This is a genomic window from Rhizobium pisi (assembly GCF_003938655.1).
Taxonomy (GTDB): Bacteria; Pseudomonadota; Alphaproteobacteria; order Rhizobiales; family Rhizobiaceae; genus Rhizobium; species Rhizobium pisi.
The window spans coordinates 1-16,797 of record NZ_RJJT01000008.1; the positions used below are offsets into that span (position 1 = coordinate 1).

At 60.9% G+C, this 16,797-nt stretch carries 13 protein-coding genes and 1 pseudogene; 7 read left to right on the top strand and 7 right to left on the bottom strand.

Translation table 11 applies throughout. The annotated features are described in order from the left end of the window. Positions 1–208: 208 nt before the first annotated feature. The 6 genes from EFD55_RS12470 to EFD55_RS12495 form a co-directional block, all read right to left on the bottom strand. Positions 209–1,579: an alpha-glucosidase/alpha-galactosidase gene (locus tag EFD55_RS12470; protein WP_125845368.1), complete on the bottom strand. Its 1,371-nt coding sequence runs from the start codon at positions 1,577–1,579 to the stop codon at positions 209–211. A gap of 22 nt (positions 1,580–1,601) precedes the next feature. Beyond that, positions 1,602–3,269, bottom strand: coding sequence for an ABC transporter ATP-binding protein (locus EFD55_RS12475; RefSeq protein WP_125845369.1), 1,668 nt, complete (start codon positions 3,267–3,269; stop codon positions 1,602–1,604). A 10-nt stretch (positions 3,270–3,279) separates the two neighbouring features. Further along, complete coding sequence (locus EFD55_RS12480) at positions 3,280–4,416, bottom strand: ABC transporter permease (protein ID WP_125845370.1); 1,137 nt, start codon at positions 4,414–4,416, stop codon at positions 3,280–3,282. Position 4,417: 1 nt separating this feature from the next. Continuing rightward, the gene (locus EFD55_RS12485) at positions 4,418–5,425 is read right to left on the bottom strand and encodes an ABC transporter permease (RefSeq protein ID WP_125845599.1); all 1,008 of its coding nucleotides are present in this window, start codon (positions 5,423–5,425) and stop codon (positions 4,418–4,420) included. A gap of 209 nt (positions 5,426–5,634) precedes the next feature. Further along, positions 5,635–7,722 (bottom strand): ABC transporter substrate-binding protein, encoded by a 2,088-nt coding sequence (locus EFD55_RS12490; protein WP_125845371.1) that lies wholly within the window; start codon positions 7,720–7,722, stop codon positions 5,635–5,637. 122 nt (positions 7,723–7,844) lie between these two features. Then, positions 7,845–9,311: an alpha-glucosidase/alpha-galactosidase gene (locus tag EFD55_RS12495; protein WP_125845372.1), complete on the bottom strand. Its 1,467-nt coding sequence runs from the start codon at positions 9,309–9,311 to the stop codon at positions 7,845–7,847. A gap of 245 nt (positions 9,312–9,556) precedes the next feature. Here EFD55_RS12495 and EFD55_RS12500 point away from each other — a divergent pair, with 245 nt between their 5' ends. Then, positions 9,557–10,399: an AraC family transcriptional regulator gene (locus EFD55_RS12500; protein WP_125845600.1), complete on the top strand. Its 843-nt coding sequence runs from the start codon at positions 9,557–9,559 to the stop codon at positions 10,397–10,399. Positions 10,400–10,423: 24 nt separating this feature from the next. Here EFD55_RS12500 and EFD55_RS12505 read toward each other — a convergent pair whose 3' ends face one another. After that, positions 10,424–11,485: a class I SAM-dependent methyltransferase gene (locus EFD55_RS12505; protein ID WP_125845373.1), complete on the bottom strand. Its 1,062-nt coding sequence runs from the start codon at positions 11,483–11,485 to the stop codon at positions 10,424–10,426. Between the two features lie 316 nt (positions 11,486–11,801). On the opposite strand from EFD55_RS12505, the pseudogene EFD55_RS33755 reads away from it, so the two are divergent. The 6 genes and pseudogenes from EFD55_RS33755 to EFD55_RS12535 all read left to right on the top strand — a co-directional run bounded on the left by EFD55_RS33755 (position 11,802) and on the right by EFD55_RS12535 (position 16,796). Then, positions 11,802–12,121: pseudogene (locus EFD55_RS33755) on the top strand (helix-turn-helix domain-containing protein). 3 nt (positions 12,122–12,124) lie between these two features. After that, positions 12,125–12,385: a hypothetical protein gene (locus tag EFD55_RS12515; protein WP_125845601.1), complete on the top strand. Its 261-nt coding sequence runs from the start codon at positions 12,125–12,127 to the stop codon at positions 12,383–12,385. Between the two features lie 9 nt (positions 12,386–12,394). Further along, positions 12,395–12,634, top strand: a complete 240-nt coding sequence (locus tag EFD55_RS12520; protein WP_009987796.1) for a hypothetical protein — start codon at positions 12,395–12,397, stop codon at positions 12,632–12,634. Positions 12,635–12,731: 97 nt separating this feature from the next. Continuing rightward, a complete protein-coding gene (locus tag EFD55_RS12525; protein ID WP_425376245.1) occupies positions 12,732–12,833 on the top strand; it encodes a hypothetical protein in 102 nt (33 codons plus the stop codon). 28 nt (positions 12,834–12,861) lie between these two features. After that, positions 12,862–15,423 carry a GcvT family protein gene (locus tag EFD55_RS12530; protein WP_125845374.1) on the top strand — a complete coding sequence of 854 codons (2,562 nt, stop codon included), beginning with the start codon at positions 12,862–12,864 and terminating at the stop codon, positions 15,421–15,423. A 392-nt stretch (positions 15,424–15,815) separates the two neighbouring features. Next, on the top strand, positions 15,816–16,796 hold the full coding sequence (locus EFD55_RS12535) for an HlyD family secretion protein (RefSeq protein WP_125845375.1): 981 nt from the start codon (positions 15,816–15,818) through the stop codon (positions 16,794–16,796). Position 16,797: the final 1 nt, after the last annotated feature.

Genomic DNA, 16,797 nt, shown 5'->3' on the forward strand with positions numbered 1-16,797 from the left:
GAGTGGCTTTGGACGTATAACCACGAACGGCCCAACATGGGCATTGGCGGCATCACACCCGCTCAGAAACTGAAAATGGCCGCGTGAATTCTACCGCTGAACCCCGCTAAAACGGGGAGGACTACCCAGCACGACGGGGCTTCACGCACGAAAAACCCCGCGGTTGTTGCGACCGCGGGGCTCTTTGACGCCGACCCGGGAGAGAGGGTCAGGCGGCCTGTACCTTACGGCTGGTGCGTGCCCATTCGGGCAGCCAGTCGCCGTGGGTGGCGAGCAGATCGTCGACCAGCGACCAGATCTGGTCGAGGTCGAGTTCGGCTGCCGTATGCGGGTCCATCATCGCGGCATGGTAGATGTGCTCGCGATTTTCCGTCATCAGCGCCTGCACCGTCAGTTCCTGCACATTGATATTGGTGCGGATCAGCGCGGTCAGCTGTGGCGGCAGGTCGCCGATGAAGGTCGGCTGGATGCCGGAGGCATCGACGAGGCAAGGGACCTCGGCGGCGCAATTATACGGCAGCGAGGTGATGCAGCCATTGTTGCGGACGTTGCCGTAGATCACCGAGGGCTCCCCGGTCCAGACCGAATTGATGATCGAGGAGGCGTATTCCTTCGACGGCTCGACCTCGATCTTGTCTGCCGAGCGATAAGCCTCAGCTTGGCCCTTCCAGCGCTCGATCTGCTCGATGCAGCGTTTCGGATATTCGTCGAGCGGAATGCCGAATTTCTCGATCAGGTCCTCGCGGCCCTCCTTGATGAAATAGGGCGTGTATTCGGCGAAATGCTCCGAGCTTTCGGTGACGAAATAGCCGAGCCGCGTCAGCATCTCGTAGCGCACCTTGTTCGGGCAGCGCGGGTTCCAGCCGGGCTTCGGCGCCCTGCCCTCGCGATAGCCGCGCACGAGATCGGGATAGAGGTTGCGGTAGGAGCCATCCGGCTGGCGATGCTCGAACTTGAGGTAGAAGGCCATGTGGTTGATGCCGGCCGAGCGGTAGCGGATCTCCTCGTAGGGAATGTCGAGATCGTGGGCCAGTTCCATCGCCGTGCCCTGCACCGAATGGCAGAGGCCGACCTGGCGAATGGTGGGATATTTCTCTGATATCGCCCAGGTGTTGATGGCCATCGGGTTGACATATTGCAGCATGATCGCCTCGGGGCAGACGGCGAGCATGTCCTCGCAGATCTTCCAGAGATGCGGCACGGTACGCAGCCCGCGCATGATGCCGCCGACGCCGAGTGTATCGGCGATCGTCTGGCGCAGCCCGTATTTCTTCGGCACTTCGAAATCGGTGACCGTGCAGGGCTCATAGCCGCCGATCTGGAAGGCGACGACGACGAAATCGGCGCCCGCAAGCGCCTTGCGCTGATCGGAATAGGTCTCGGCCTTCGCCTTGACGCCGAGCGTCGAGATCAGCTTGTTGACGACGACGGCGCTTTCCTCCAGCCGCTGCGGATTGACGTCCATCAAGGCGATCGTCGCGCCCGACAGGGCCGGACGCTGCAATACGTCGCCGACGATGTTCTTCATGAAGACGGTGGAGCCTGCTCCGATGAAAGTGATCTTGGGATTTACTGCCATTATAACCTCCGGCATTCGGTGTTCACGCTACCTCGAAAGCGGCCTTGACGAGCCGTTCGGTGTAGGCGGTCTTGGGATGGGATAAAACTTCGTTGACGGGGCCTTCTTCGACGATCTTGCCATGCTGCATGACGATGACGCGATGGCAGAGCGCCCTGACGACCTTGAGGTCGTGGGAAATGAAGAGGTAGCTCAGGCCCCGCTCGTCCTGCAGCTTGCGTAGCAGTTCGATGATCTGCGCCTGGACGGAAAGGTCGAGCGCCGATGTCGGCTCGTCGAGCAGGATGAATTCCGGCTCCAGCGCGATAGCACGCGCGATCGCGATGCGCTGGCGCTGGCCGCCGGAAAATTCGTGCGGGAAGCGCGACAGGATATTGCCGGGCATGCCGGCGGCAATCAGCGCCTCTCGCACACGGTCCTGCCGCTCGCCCCTGGTCGCGCCCAGCCGGTTGACGACGAGGCCTTCCTCGATGATCTGGCCGATCGTCATGCGCGGGTTGAGGGATGAGAACGGATCCTGGAACACCACCTGCATGCGGGCGCGCAAGGGCCGCATCTCGGCGCGTGAGAGGCCATGGATCGGCTGATGATCGAAATGGATCTCGCCGCTGTCGGGCGTATTCAACCGCAGGATCGCCTGGCCGAACGTCGTCTTGCCGGAGCCGGATTCACCGACGAGGCCGAGCGTCTCGTGACGGCGCAGCGTCAGGTTGAGGCTGTCGACGGCGACGAGCTCACGCATCGCCGGCTTGAGAAACGTACCATGACGCATCATGAAGGAGACACGCACGCCCTTGGCATCGAGGATGACATCCGATCCCTCCGGCAGCGGATTGGCCTGGCCGCGCGGCTCGGAGGCGAGCAGATGCCTTGTATAGGCATGCTGCGGGTTGGCGAACAGCGCTTCGGTGGTGTTGTGCTCGCGCACCTCGCCGTGCTGCATCACATAGACGTAATCCGAGAACTGCCGCACGACGGTCAGATCGTGGGTGATGAGGATGACCGCCATCCCCAGCTCTTTCTGAAGATTGCGGATCAGGTTGAGGATCTGCGCCTGCACGGTGACGTCGAGCGCCGTCGTCGGCTCGTCGGCGATCAGCACGTCCGGATCGTTGGCGAGCGCCATGGCGATCATCACGCGCTGGCGCTGGCCGCCGGAAAGCTGATGCGGATATTGCATGAGCCGTGCGGCCGGATCGGGGATCTGCACATGTTCGAGCAGTTCGAGCGCGCGCTTTTGCGCATCCCTCTTGCTGATCCGGCGATGGACGCGGATCGCCTCGACGATCTGGCTGCCGATCGTATAGATCGGGTTCAGCGAGCTCATCGGCTCCTGGAAGATCATCGAGATGCGGTCGCCGCGCAGCTTGCGGCGCGCCCGTTCGGAGAATTTCAGGATATTGTTGCCGTCATAGGCGACCGTGGATTTGTCGGAAACCACCGCACGCTTCGACAGAAGCCCCATCACCGTTCGCGCCGTCACCGATTTGCCGGAGCCGGATTCGCCGACGATCGCGATCGTCTCGCCGCGGTAGAGCTGGAAGGAGACATCCTTGACGGCCTCGACCATGCCGTCCTCGACCTTGAAGTTCACCGCCACATTGCGGGCGTCGATAATCGGCGTGTCCGAACGGCCATCATGATCGTGGCGGACGGGCGGGGCGAAGGAATTGACCAGTGCGAGAGCCATATCAATCACCTCAATAAGGATCGACCGCATCGCGCAGTCCGTCGCCAAGCGCATTGAAGGCGAAGACGGTGACGAGCACGAAGCCGACGGGGGAGAGAATCCAGGGATAGGAGCCGATGACCGAATAGGTCGCCGTATCCTGCAGCATCAGCCCCCAGGAAATCAGCGGCGGCTTGACCGCAAACCCTAAGAAACCCAGGAAGGATTCGAGCAGCACGACACTCGGTATGGCGAGCGTCACCGCAACGATGACGTGGCTCATCACATTCGGGAAGATATGCTGCATGATGATGCGCGTGTCGGTGGCGCCGACGGCCATGGCCGCCCTGACATAGTCGATGCGGGCGAGTGCCAGGGTCTTGCCGCGCACTTCGCGCGACATCTGCGCCCAGCCGAGGGCCGACATCACGGCGATGACGAAGGCGAGGAAGACGTTGGTCGGCGCCGTCACCGGGATCAGCGAGGCCAGCGCCAGATAGAGCGGCAGTTGCGGGAAGGCGAGCACCAGTTCAACGAAGCGCTGGAGCCACACATCGAAGGTGCCGCCGAAATAACCTGACACCATGCCAACCGTCGTGCCGATAATGGTGACGATAAAGACCACGGTCAGGGCGATCGTCAGCGAGATGCGCGAACCGATGATGGCGCGCGACAGCACGTCACGGCCGAACTTGTCGGTGCCGAGGAAATGCACCGGCTGGCCGTCGGTCGAGCCGAAGAAGTGCCGGTTGACCGGGATCAGGCCCAAAAGCTGGTATTCAGCCCCCTTGACGAAGAAGCCGAGCAGCCGCGGATTGTCGTAATCCATACCGACGATCGGCTGGAAGGTCACCGGGTCGAGCTCTTCGGAATCAGAGAGCGCATAGACGCGCGGCTGGAAGACGAAATTACCGTCCTTGTCGTGGAAGCTCATCACCTGCGGCGGCGCGAAGCCGACATCGGTTGCTTTCGGGTCCATCGGCGCGAAGAAATCGGCAAAGATCGCCATGAAGATCAAGAGCCCGACGAGCACGAGCCCGGCCATGCCGGTCCAGGAGCGCCTCAACCGGCGCCAGACGAGCGCCAGATAGCTCTCGCTGCCATGCGAAGGCTTCTTGACCGCGAGTTCGGTTGTCGGCGGCGTGGCGGAAGAGTCAAAGGCAAGCATTTCAGGCTCCTCCAAACTGGCGCACGCGCGGATCGAGCAGGGCCAGCAGCATGTCGGCGATGATATTGCCGACGATCAGCGTCGCCGACAGCACCATCATAAAGGTGGCGGTGACATAGACGTCGCCGACCGCCATCGAGCCGACGATCGCCGGGCCGACGGTCGGCAGTGCGAAGATGATTGCGGTTTCGATCTCGCCGGTCAGCATATAAGGCAGCACGACGCCCTGATACATCACCAGCGGGTGCAGCGCGTTGGGCACCGCATGGCGCATCACCACCGCCGCGCCGGAAAGCCCCTTGGCCTTCGCCGTCTCGACATATTGGGCATTCAAAGTATCGAGCAGATTACCGCGCATCACACGCATGTTGTAGGCGAGCCCGCCGAAGGTGGCGATCGCGACGACCGGCCAGACATGGTGGACGAGATCTGCGAATTTCGCCCAGGACCAGGGCGCCCCGCCATATTGCGGCGAGAAGAAGCTGCCGATTTCAGAAACGTTGAACTGGAAGACCAGGAGATAGACGATGATCAGCGCCATCAAAAAGCGCGGCACCGTCATGCCGAGGAAGGAAATCCCCGAAAGCAGGTTGTCGATCCAACTGTACTGTCGCGTCGCCGCCCAGATGCCGAAACCGATGCCGAGCACCGAAGCGAAGATGTGGCAGACGAGCGCCAGAAGCAAAGTGCGCGGCAGCCGCTCCGCGACCACGTCGGCCACCGGCTTGTTGTAAAACATGCTGTAGCCGAAATCACCACGAGTCACGATTCCGCCGATCCAGTTGACGTATTGGACGACCATCGGCTTATCGAGGCCGTGTTCGACCCGGTAGGCCTGCGCCTGCGCGTCGGCCTGGGCGTAGGATGCACCACCCTGGTTGATCAGCTGGGATCTTATATAATCGGCATAGTCACCGGGTGGAGCCTGGATGATCGCGAAGGTGACCACGCTCAGGATGAAGAGAACGGGGATCGCAGAGGCTATGCGCGTGAGCAGGAATCGTAACATCGGACGGTTCGCTTCTCCTTGCCGCCAGTCGCTCCTTGTCAGCGCGGCCGGCTTGTTGGTCATATCAGGCCGCGCGCGGCACGCGCGGCCTGAGGCTCACTTCGGGCTGGGAGGAAACTCTCCGGCGCGTCGCATCGAATGCGACGCGCTTTAGCTCTTTGTTTCATGCATGTCGTTGGGAAGCGCGGAACACTTCCGGGCGACATGCATCAGTTGATCGGACCCTTGTCGCCGGGCTTACCGGGCAGCTGTTCGGGGAACAGCTCGTATTTGCCCTGCTTGTCGGCGGCCACCCACAGGCGTTCGCGGATCACGGAATCTTCAGCCCAGTTGAACATGAAGATCGGCGTGCCCTGCGGGACGTTCGAGAACCGCTTGTTGATGATCAGGGCGCCTGGATATTCGGTCAGACCAACAGTGTTGACGTGCTCCGTCGAGATCTTCTGATATTGCTTCATCAGATTGACGCGCTCGTCGTTGCTCTGGCTCGTTGTGAACTTGTTGACGACGTCGACAAGTTCCGTCTCGAAGGGCATCAGATCAAGCTTGTCGTCCTTGCCGGCACGATGGTTCCAGCTCGTGCGTGGGCCGACCGGAGCAAGCTGTTCGGTATTCTGCACCACCGACGACAGTTCCGTCGTGTTGCGCTGGATCAGCCAGTCGAAGCGGCCGGAATAATGGGCATCGTCACGCTTCGTACCGTCGAGCCCATTGATGACGATCTTCAGACCGAGCTTCTCCATCTGGGCGACGACACCTTCGGCAAGGCTCTTGTCGGTCGTGTACTGATTGGTGATCAGCATGACGATTTCGACATCCTTGCCGCCGAGCGTGCCGGCCGGGAAGTTCACGATGCCGTTGCCATCCGTATCCTTGAGGCCGGCTTTGGCGAGTTCCGCCTTGGCGCCCTTAAGATCATAGGGATAGTAGACGGTGGAGTTGCGGTCGTAGAAGCTGGTGCCCGAGGAGAGCCCGCCCGGATAGATCGCGGTGAACGGTCCCTTGACCAGCGAGTCGCCGATCGCCTTGCGATCGAGCGCCATGGTGACGGCCTTGCGGAAGTCCTCATTGCGGTTCAACTCGCGGATCGCCTGACCGCGCTCGTCCGGGTTGCCCCAGCCATTGGCGGAGAAGTTCATGCGAAGATTGTAGCCGATGAGGCGAGGACCGAAGGCAAGGCGGGCGGGCGCCGTCTTCTCCGCGGCACGCTTCAGCGACGCGACGAAGTTTTCCGGCTGCTCGAGGTTCGAGATGTCGGCGGATCCTGCCACGGCCTGAACGTCACGGTCGGCCCAGGTCGAAAGCTTGTAGTGCAGCTCGTTGAGATAAGGCAGCTGGTTGCCCTTCTCGTCGACCTTCCAGTAATAAGGGTTGCGCCGCATGACGATGATGTCGTCGGAACGATATTCCACCGGCACCCAGGCGCCCATAACAGGCATGTTCATGAACTCAGGCGGGAAGGCGTTCTTGAACTGGTCGTAGGTGTTCTTCGAATATTTCGGATGCTGCGGTTTCAGGATATGCGACGGACCCGGGCAGAAATTCGGGTAGGACATCGTGTAGAGATATTGTTTCGGGAAGGCCTCCTTGAAGGTCCATTCCACAGTGTAATCGTCGATCTTCTTCAGCGTCGTGCCCGCGCCGAAGGCTTCCGGCGACGCGCCGCCGCCGAGCGGCGAGACGTTCGGGTCGATGACTTCGTCGTCCCAGTAGAACATGATGTCGTCGGCGTTGAACGGCGCGCCGTCGGACCATTTGGCGCCTTCGATCAGGTGCATGGTCAGCTTATGGCCGTCTGCGGACCAATCCCAGCTCTTGGCGAGGTTCGGCAGCGGCTCGGTGTCCTTGGCTTCCACCTGGAACAGCGGCGCGGTGCGCGTCAGGCATTCGGAAAGGCCGATATCGATGCCGCCCCAGCCCTGCGTCTGGCCGGCGCCGTAGTTCCAGCCTTCCGGCCGGCCGCCGATGACATGGCGCATCGTATCGCCGTAGACACCGACACCATCGGGCATATTGCCGGTCTTGAAGACCAGCGGCTCCTTCGGCAGCCGGTCCTTGACCGGCGGCAGCTTGCCTGCGGCGACGAAATTCTTCGTGACCCAGTCCGGCTCGTGATATTCGGGCAGCGCCTTGAACTCCAGGATGGAGTCGCGCGCCACATATTTGATCTTGCCTTCGGCGGGGAATTCCGCCGGCACCGGCGGAATGGTTGCCTCGGAGGCATATGCATTCAGCGCCAAAACCGAGACGCCAAGCGCCAGGCCGGCAAGAATGCCTGCTTTGCGGAAATTCATCATCGTTTCTCCCTCTGTTCCGGAGCGCGATCACGCGGCTCCTTTTCCTCGCACGACATGAAAGCGGGGCCTGATGTCATGGAATTCCCTCCCGAAAATCCATGACGACCCATCCTTCACAAGATTCACACGGCCTGTTTCACAGCCGCCTTTTCGGCGCGCAGCTCTTCGATCGAGCGGACATTGCGGCGCGCAGCGCCCGCCCAGTCGCGAGTCTGCACCTTCGATTTCGACAGCCGCTCCTTGGCGGCCGGCACGGCATCAGCATACTGCGGCAGCCAGCGGGCCTGGGCAACAACCATCTCGTCGACCATCTGCCAGACCTCTTCCGGTGTCGATACGGCGCCCACCAGCGGATCGTGCAGCACCGCGAGCTTCAGAAGATCGATGTCGCCCGATACTGCGGCATGCACCGACATGCGCTGGACGTTGATCGAGGCAATGCAGGTGGCCGCACAGGCTTCCGGCAGGGTGACGCCCGAGACCATGTTGATGCCGAAGCGATCGACGAAGCCGGGCGATTCAATGATCGCATCGGATGGCAGGTTGGTGATGACGCCATTGTTCTTGACGTTGAAATGGCCGCGATAGACCCGGTTCGTCTCCAGTGCCTCCAGGATATGGCTGGCATGTTCGTTCGAGCGCTTGGCAGGGTCGATCGGCTTGGCGGCGGATTCCAGGAATTGCGGAAATTCCGTCTCAAACCAATTGCGCGTTTCGGTGGAATAGCGGAGATAACCGCCGGTCTCACCGTGGATCCAGTCGGACATGTCGATCCAGCGGGTGATTTCGTCCGGCCGCTTGCGATACCAGGGCAGGTATTCCGAGAGATGGCCGTTGCTTTCCGTCGAATAGACGCCGAAACGCTTCAGCACGTCGATGCGCAGTTTCTCCTGCTGGGAAAAGACCGGATGCGCCTCGAAGGCGGCAACCAACTCGTCCTTGCCGATCTTGCGGCCGTTGAGACGCAGGTCGATGAACCACGTCTGGTGGTTGATGCCGGAGCAGATATAGTCGAGCTCGCTGCGCGACTTGGCGCCGAGCACCTCGGCGATCTGTTCGGCGCCGTGCTGCACGCCATGGCAGAGGCCGACCGTGTCGACCTTGCCGTACTCGATCGCCGCCCAGGTGTTCATCGCCATCGGATTGGCGTAGTTCAGGAATTTCGCGCCTGGCTCGGCGACCTCTCTTATATCCTTGCAGAAGTCGAGGATAACAGGGATGTTGCGCTGGCCATAGAGGATGCCGCCGGCGCAGATCGTATCGCCGACGCACTGGTCGATGCCGTATTTCAACGGGATGCGGATATCATCCGCATAGGCTTCGAGGCCGCCGACCCGGACGCAGCTGATGATATAACGCGCGCCTTCCAGCGCCTTGCGCCGATCGGTCGTTGCCGTCACTTTCGTCGGCAGCCCGTTGGCCTCGACGACGCGGTCGAGGATCGCCTTGATCATTTCGAGATTGTGCTCGCTGAGATCGGTCAGCGCGAATTCGATGTCGCGAAACTCGGGAACGCACAAAATGTCGGTGAACAGCTTCTTGGTGAACCCAACGCTGCCCGCACCGATGATAGCGATTTTGAAACTCATGATCTTCACCTCGACCTAATCGAATGCTAGAGAAACGATGGTTATGGAGGATCAGGCCGCATGCCGGCGCATGTGGTTGAAAAAGCCGTAAAACTGCCTGTTTTCCTCCCGGCCGCTCTCGTCGGCCGTGGTCTCTTCCTTCTTGTCGAGCGGGATTATGCCCGAAAACGGCAGGGCGACCAGAGAAGGATTATGCTTTCAGGGGTAATTTTGTGCTGCAGGATTTGATTGCCAACGGACAGTCGATGAGGACGGTTTCCCTACCGCGCGGGCGCCAGCGATTGCATGCGATGCCGACCAGCGCCGGCTATGAAGTACGCGAGAACGAAACCTATGACTGGGATGGCCGCCGGCGCGGCCAGACGCCCTTCACCGTGCTGCAGCACACGATCAGCGGCAGCGGCCGGCTGCGCTACCAGAACCGCAATTATCGTCTCCAGGGTGGCGACACACTGCTGGTCCTCGTCCCGCACAATCACCGCTACTGGCTGGAGAAGGGCGAGCGCTGGGAATATTTCTGGATTTCAATGAATGGCGAAGAGACGCTGCGCATCCACAAGCTGGTGCTTTCGACAGCGGGCCCTGTGCTGAAACTGCAGCCCTCGACCATCGACCATCTCGCCGACTGCAGCCTGCGCCTCGTCAGAGGCGCGACGTCGCCGGGTGCCGCCTCGGCAATCGCCTATGAGGCGGCGATGGCGCTCTATGACGACGTCTTCGGCTCGCCGGCCTTTGCCGCCGAGCTCAGCCTCATGCAGCCGGTGATCGACCATATCAACGCCAATCTCGAAAAGCCGCTGCCGGTCAGCCAACTCGCCGGCATCGTCGGCCTCAGCCGCGCACATTTCTCCCGCAGCTTCGCCGAGAGCGAGGGCATGCCGCCTGCCGAATTCGTGCTGCAGCAGCGCCTGCAGCGCGCCGTCAAACTGCTGACGAAGGCGGACTTCCTGCCGGTCAAGGAAGTCTCCATCATGTGCGGCTTCGAGGACGCCAACTATTTCTCCAAGGTCTTCCGCCGCGTCTACGGCACCAACCCCACGGAATTCCGCACGACGGGCATGTATGCCAGCATCGGCAAGCTGAAATAGCTAGTCATCCCGAAGCAGGTTTCTCTACGCCCGCACCTCGAACACCATGTTGAACGGCGTTTCCGTCGCACGGCGGAAATGCGTGAAGCCGGCGTCGAGTGCCACCTTTCGAAGTTTCATTTCTCCCGCCTGGGCGCCAAGCCCGAGCCCCACCTCCTGGGAGAGTGACGCGGGCGTACAGATCATCGTCGACGCACCGTAATAGACGCGGCCGACCGGGTTGAGATTGTCCTTGAGATGGTCATGGGCAAAGGGCTCTACGATCAGCCAGGTGCCGTTCGGGGCAAGCGTCTCCTTGACGTGCCGTCCGGCGCCGACCGGATCGCCCATGTCGTGAAGGCAGTCGAACATGGCGACCATATCATAGCCGCGCCCCGGAAATTCGGACGCCCGGCCCTGCTCGAAGGTGACACGGTCCGCGACACCAGCCTCTTTCGCGGCTGCCTTGGCTCTTTCGATCGAGGGCCTGTGATAATCGAAGCCGGTAAAATGCGAGGCGGGATAGGCCTGCGCCATCAGGATGGTCGATGCGCCGTGACCGCAGCCGACGTCGGCGACATTGGCGCCGGCCTTCAGCTTGTCGTCCATCCCGGCAAGAGCTGGAATCCATTCGTTGATAAGATGGCTGTTATAGCCCGGGCGAAAGAACCGCTCGGTTCCGCGGAAGAGGCAGGCGCTGTGCTCATGCCAGCCGAGACCCTTGCCGGTGCGGAAGGCTTCGGTGACCTTGGGTTCGTCCATCCACATAGATTGGACGACCTCGAAGGCGCCGACGAAGAAGGCGGGGCTGTTTTCCTCGGCAAATACCATCGCCTGTTCGGGCGTCAGGCTGAAACGATCTGTTTTTTCATCATAGGTGACATAGTCCGCCGCCGCCTGGGCACTCAGCCATTCCCTGAGGTAACGCTCCTTCACCCCCGTTTTCGCAGCAAGTTGCTCAACGCTCAACGGTGTCCCCTCGGCCATCGCCTTGAACAACCCCACCTTGTCGCCAAGCACGACCAAGGCACCTGACATGGCGGCGCCGACGTCGCCAACAAGACGACCCACGAGCGCATCGAGTTTCTGCATATCTGGCTCACGCATTGTTACCTCCCGGCGCGTGACAAGGAGCCGTTAGATTAGCCTTTAATAATATTCAGTCAATCAACCTCCCTTATCGCCGGATGACAGTGGGTTATCAAAGGTCGCAAGGATCTCGCCGCTGGAGAGAGCCGGCTCCATGCGCCCTCATAGAAACGCGAACGCCGAATATCTGACGATCAGCCCTATTCGGCGTCCGCGAGACACACGCTTGCTTTCTTCATCCAAGGTTACATCTTTTCGCTGACCGAGAGCATTTCCTGATGGCTTCCGGGCCAGGGAAATGCGCCGTCCCTTCATTCGACGTCAGGTGGTTGTCTTGTGCCTATCTCCAGCCCAGTGCCACGCTGCGCGTGCTCTCATCGGATGGTCTCAGGATGACTTGTCTTCGGCCTCGAAAATCGTCAAAGAGACGATAGCCGATTTCGAGGCCGGGACGCTTTCCCCATCCGAACGAATCCTGCAGGATATGAAGCATAGTTTGGAGGACGCAGGTGTGCTCTTCATCGCAGAGAATGGTGGCGGTGCGGCGTTCGCCTTGCGAAACGTGCGAACGCCTCGATCGACACGAACGAAACCGAGACGGTTCAATACGAAGAACATCTCAAAAACGACGCCCCTTACGGGGCCGGCGGTTGAATGATGGCAAAGAAGCAGAAGTTTGAGCATTCCGAACTGGCGGGCGAATTCACCGATGACGGGATTACCGTGCTCGTCGATATTTTTCGAACCGCCGGCAGCAATGAGGACTGGACGATGGAAGTCGTCACGCAGTCGGAAGATCTGATCCAATGGGATGAGCCCTTCGCGACCGACCGGGATGCCTTTGATGAATTCCTGGCCGTCGTCGCAAAGGATGGCATTCGATCCTTTCTGGAAGACGAAGAACCTTCCACGCATTGAGGAATATTTGTGAAAAGCATCAATGATCTCGTCGCGTCGGCGAAAACCGTCTGCGATCGATACCGCGCCGGGCGGATGGAGCGCGAGACCGTGCGGGAATGGGTCCTCGGACTAGGCGCCTATCCATCGCCGCACGGAGACCGCGTGCGCGAAGCGGCCGAATGGTTCCGCCTGCACAATCGCGAGCCGGTTTCGGAAGACATCGTGCTGGTGGACATCGACCGGCTCAAGGCGATTTCAGCGCCGTGATCCCGGGGCGCGCAAGCGGACAGGCCAGCGGCGAGAGCTCGCCCATATCCGATCTGAGCTGGTCATTGCCTGACCAGCTTCGATCCGGGCTGACGCAATCACGCCGGTACTCGGCGGCGTAGGACCAATGACGTTCGTGAGCCTGATGCATAATGCCGTCATCGCGAAGCGTAGGTCGAGCGCGGCTGGCAAGTTTTAATTCGTCCGATATGTAGAAGGAACACCACGTGGCAACATTTCCGGAAAAGGCAAAGGTCGTCATCATCGGGCTCGGCGGTATCGTCGGCGCCTCCATCGCGCATCATCTCGTCGAGCGCGGATGGGACGATATCGTCGGCATCGATAAGTCGGGCATACCGACCGATATCGGCTCGACAGCCCATGCCTCGGACTTCTGTTACACCACGAGCCACGACTATCTGTCGGTCTGGACCACACAATATTCCATCGATTTCTACGAAAAGATGGGCCACTACGCCCGCATCGGCGGTCTCGAAGTGGCGCGTACCGGCGACCATGCCTGGATGGAGGAAATCAAGCGCAAGCTTTCCTCGGCACGCGCTTTCGGCACGCGCGCCCATTATGTCAGCCCGTCCGAGATCAAGGAGAAGTTCCCGCTGATCGAGGAAGATCAGGTGATGGGTGGCCTTTACGATCCGGATGCCGGCCTCGTCATTCCACGCTCGCAGACGGTTGCCGGCAAGTTGGTGGATGCCGCCGAAAAGGCAGGCAAGCTGCAGGTGTTCGGCAACACGCCGGCGAAGTCGCTGATCGTCGAAGGCGGCCGCATCAAGGGCGTCGTCACCCATCGCGGCACGATTATGGCCGATCACGTCATCGTCTGTGCCGGCCTCTGGGGGCGCCTGATCGCGGAGATGGTCGGCGAAGACCTGCCGGTCATGCCGGTCGATCACCCGCTTACCTTCTTCGGTCCGTATAACGAGTTTGAAGGCACCGGCAAGGAAATCGGCTTCCCGCTGCTGCGCGACCAGGGCAACTCCGCTTATATGCGCGATACCGGCGACCCCTCGACGACGGAAGGTGGTCAGATCGAGTGGGGCTATTACGAAGCAACCAATCCGCGGATGTGCCATCCGCGCGATCTCCTCGAAAAACACGAAGCGCGCCTTTCGCCCTCGCAGCGTGACCTCGAGATGGAACAGATCATCGAGCCGCTCGAGCGCGCCATGGAACTGACGCCGATCCTCGGCGAACTCGGCTACAACGAGGGCCACTCCTTCAACGGCCTGCTGCAAGTATCCGCCGCCGGCGGCGCATCCTGCGGCGAGAGCCAGAAGGTGCGCGGTCTCTGGTATTGCGTTGCCATCTGGGTCAAGGACGGCCCGGGCTATGGCAAGCTGATCGCCGACTGGATGACCGATGGCCGTACTGAAATCGATCACAACAGCATCGACTACGCCCGCTTCTATCCGCATCAGTTGACGGAAGAGTTCATCGAGGGCCGCTGCTACGAAGCAGCCCAGAAGATCTATTTCCCGGCTGTTCACACCCGCGAACCCTATGTATCCGGCCGCAATGCGAAGCGCTCGCCCTTCTACGAGCGCGAAAAGGAGCTTGGCGGCTACTTCATGGAACTTGGCGGCTGGGAGCGCGCGCACGGCTACGCCGCCAACGAGCACCTTCTGGAGAAATACGCCGACCGCGTCCCAGTTCGCGAGAACGAATGGGACAGCCGCCATTTCTGGCGCGTGTCGAATGCCGAGCATCTGGCGATGAGCGAAGATTGCGGCATCGTCAATCTCAGCCACTTCCACATGGTCGATATCGAGGGACCCGACCATGTCGAGCTGATGGAGTGGCTGTGCGCCGCCAAGGTCGGCGGCGATGCAAACATCGGCAAGGGCGTTTACACCCACTTCCTCGACGACGAAGGCATGGTGCGCGCTGACTTCACCGTCTTCCGCATGGCCGACCGGTGCCGTCTCGTCAACGGCGCCGATGCCGGTCCGCGCGACCTGCACTATATGAAGCGCGTCGCCCAAGACCGTGGCCTCGACGTGACCATCACCGACGTCTCGGAAAAATTCGTGACGATCGGCATCTGGGGTCCGAACGCGCGCGACACGCTGAAGAAGGCTGTGGCCGATCCGGCCGGGCTCGATCAAGAAAACTTCGCCTTTGCGGCGATCAAGCCGATCGAAATCGCCGGCAAGCCTGTCACCGCCTTCCGCATCTCGTATGTCGGCGAGCAGGGCTGGGAATTGCACATGAAGTACGAAGACGGCCTCGCCGTCTGGGATGCGCTGCGCGCGACCGGTGTGATGGCCTTCGGCGTAGAGACCTATGCAAACTCGCGCCGCATGGAAAAAAGCCTGCGCCTGCAGAACGCCGACCTGCTGACCCAGTACAACCTAATCGAAAGCGATCTCGCCCGTCCGAAGGTCAAGGAAGCCGATTTCCGCGGCAAGGCAAAGCATCTGGAATACAAGGCGCGTGAGCACCAGCCGGCCATGCTCTGCACGCTTGTGATGACCGAGAATACCGACAAATCGGGCGTGAAGCGTTATCCCCTCGGCAACCTGCCGGTTGTCGATCCCGCCACGGGAGAAGTTCTGGTCGACGAGCTTGGCCGCCGGTCCTACACGACCTCGATCGCCTACGGCCCGACGGTCGGAAAGAACATCGCCTTGGCCTATTTGCCTTGGTCGCATTGCCAGGTCGGACGCAAGCTGAATGTCGAGTATTTCGCCGAGACTTATCCGGTGGAGGTTGTCGGCGTCGGGTACAAGCCGATCTATGACCCAGAAAATCTGAAGCCGCGCACCTAGCGCGACGGCCGGAAAATCGGAATTTGAAAGTGTTAGAGCGCCGTGCGTCCGAAAGGAGGCACGGCGCTCTCAGCATTCAAGCACTTGTGGCGCCGCAAGCACGGGCACCACAAACATGAGATTGAGCCGCTTGGCCGAAAACAACGAGAAATCTCGGAGTTAGTGCCACTCCGTTGTGTACGAGCGTGCACGTCGTCCGCGATTTCCAGCAAGACAAAGCCGCACGGGCGAGGCCCACACTCTCCCGCGGGTAAAAGTTGCGAGACTCTCGCCGAGCGGACCGGTTGTCACATAGAAACAGTCATTTGACATCTCTGTAGTGACCGGCAATGCTGACCCACCAGTCTTCCAAATGCATGCAGGCGACGTCATTCGGCAAGGGAAAGTGGGTCATGACAGCTTCCAGAATTCTTCGGCCGGCGATCGCCTTGGCGGTTCTGGCAGCACTCGGCATCCTGCTCTGGTTTGCAACACGCCCACCGCCGCTGATCGTGCAAGGCGAGGTCTCTGCCAATCGGGTCGATATCAGCCCGCGTGTCTCCGGCCGGATCGCCAAGCTCAATGTCGATGTCGGCGATAATGTCGAGGCCGGCACCGTCATCGCCGCACTCGAAAGCCCCGAGCTGACGGCGGCACTTCATATGTCGGAAGCCGCCCTTTCCGTTTCGCAAGCCGATCTTGCCCGCGTCAACAGTACGCGCCCGGAGACGATCGATGCTGCGAACGCCGAGCTTGCCGCGGCCGCTGCGGATGTGACCCTCTACCAGGAAGAGTCTACGCGTCAGGCCAGGCTGATCACCACCGGCGCCTCGACCCAGGCTCAGGCGGACCAGGCGGCCCGCAATCTCGAAGCGGCGATCCGCAAGCGCGAATCCGCCGAAGCCAATGTGCGGCTTGTTGTCGCCGGCTCCAGCAAGGAAGAGAAGGCGCTTGCCGCCGCGCAGGTGGAACAGACCCGCGCTTCGCTCAATCAGCAGCAGGTCAACGTTTCCGAACTGACGATCCACGCGCCGATCTCCGGGCAGGTCACGACGAGGGTTGCCGAACTCGGAGAGAATTTCAGTGCCGGCGCGCCGCTCTTTTCGATCATCGATCTCCAGAATCCCTGGTTCACGTTCAACCTGCGTGAGGATCTGCTGAAGGGCTTGAAGGTCGGGGACAATTTCAATGTCGCCGTGCCGGCAATCGGCCCCGATAAGATCGCGGTCAAGGTGACGATGATCAATGCGCAGGGACAGTACGCGACCTGGCGGGCGACGCGGGCAACCGGCGATTTCGATCTCAGGACGTTCGAGGTGCGCGCGGTTCCAGTAAAACCCATGGACGGCCTGCGGCCCGGCATGAGCGTCATCGCCGCCTGGTCGGAGCGTTGAA

What these genes read in the sequence shown, in the direction of transcription:
- EFD55_RS12515 (WP_125845601.1), top strand. Translation starts at nt 12,125, where the DNA reads ATGGCAAAGAAGCAGAAGTTTGAGCATTCCGAACTGGCGGGCGAATTC.
- EFD55_RS12480 (WP_125845370.1), bottom strand. Translation starts at nt 4,416, where the DNA reads ATGCTTGCCTTTGACTCTTCCGCCACGCCGCCGACAACCGAACTCGCG.
- EFD55_RS12505 (WP_125845373.1), bottom strand. Translation starts at nt 11,485, where the DNA reads ATGCGTGAGCCAGATATGCAGAAACTCGATGCGCTCGTGGGTCGTCTT.
- EFD55_RS12490 (WP_125845371.1), bottom strand. Translation starts at nt 7,722, where the DNA reads ATGATGAATTTCCGCAAAGCAGGCATTCTTGCCGGCCTGGCGCTTGGC.
- EFD55_RS12475 (WP_125845369.1), bottom strand. Translation starts at nt 3,269, where the DNA reads ATGGCTCTCGCACTGGTCAATTCCTTCGCCCCGCCCGTCCGCCACGAT.
- EFD55_RS12495 (WP_125845372.1), bottom strand. Translation starts at nt 9,311, where the DNA reads ATGAGTTTCAAAATCGCTATCATCGGTGCGGGCAGCGTTGGGTTCACC.
- EFD55_RS12470 (WP_125845368.1), bottom strand. Translation starts at nt 1,579, where the DNA reads ATGGCAGTAAATCCCAAGATCACTTTCATCGGAGCAGGCTCCACCGTC.
- EFD55_RS12500 (WP_125845600.1), top strand. Translation starts at nt 9,557, where the DNA reads ATGAGGACGGTTTCCCTACCGCGCGGGCGCCAGCGATTGCATGCGATG.
- EFD55_RS12485 (WP_125845599.1), bottom strand. Translation starts at nt 5,425, where the DNA reads ATGTTACGATTCCTGCTCACGCGCATAGCCTCTGCGATCCCCGTTCTC.
- EFD55_RS12535 (WP_125845375.1), top strand. Translation starts at nt 15,816, where the DNA reads ATGACAGCTTCCAGAATTCTTCGGCCGGCGATCGCCTTGGCGGTTCTG.